The sequence below is a fragment of the Aeromonas enterica genome (assembly GCF_054052465.1).
This window is the reverse complement of sequence record NZ_JBSTYL010000067.1, coordinates 1-461: the sequence shown is the minus strand read 5'-3', so window position 1 is coordinate 461 and position 461 is coordinate 1. Positions and strand designations below refer to the sequence as shown.

The window sequence follows — 461 nt, the reverse complement described above, 5'->3', positions numbered from 1 at the left end:
CCGATGGCAAACAGTCGCGACAGTTGGCCCAGCTTGTCGACCACCCACTGGCGCCTGTGCTCGTAACTCTGGCCGGAATGGGCATCTTCACCGCACAAGAAGGCCCGTCGCACGCAGCGACTGACCACATGGTAATAAGGCGTATCTTGCAGACTGATTTGACGGGAACGGGCAATGGTCATGGCAACCTCCTGCGATATCCCTTTCAGTCAAGAACAGAGGTAAAGCGCTGTCAAAAAGGTGGGTGTCCCAATATGCTGCTCAGCTTGCCTGACTTTCTATGTCGATGGTTTTGTTCATCGCTCGTTCTGGCTTGATCAACAGGTAGATCCCACCCGCCAGTGGCAAGGTGAAGAGGAATGAATAAAGTGAGATAGTGCGCCCCGTGACCACCGCCTCCAGTGCAACGGCAATCACCGGAAAGATGAGAAAGCAAAGTGAAGCCTTGAAGGGAGTGACCA

Annotated in this window: 2 pseudogenes; both read right to left on the bottom strand. The window is 54.0% G+C overall.

What is annotated here, in order from left to right:
- Window positions 1-182: pseudogene (locus ACW5XD_RS23920) on the bottom strand (alpha-amylase family glycosyl hydrolase); the annotation flags it as partial.
- A 79-nt stretch (window positions 183-261) separates the two neighbouring features.
- Window positions 262-461 (bottom strand): annotated as a pseudogene (locus ACW5XD_RS23915) (hypothetical protein); the annotation flags it as partial.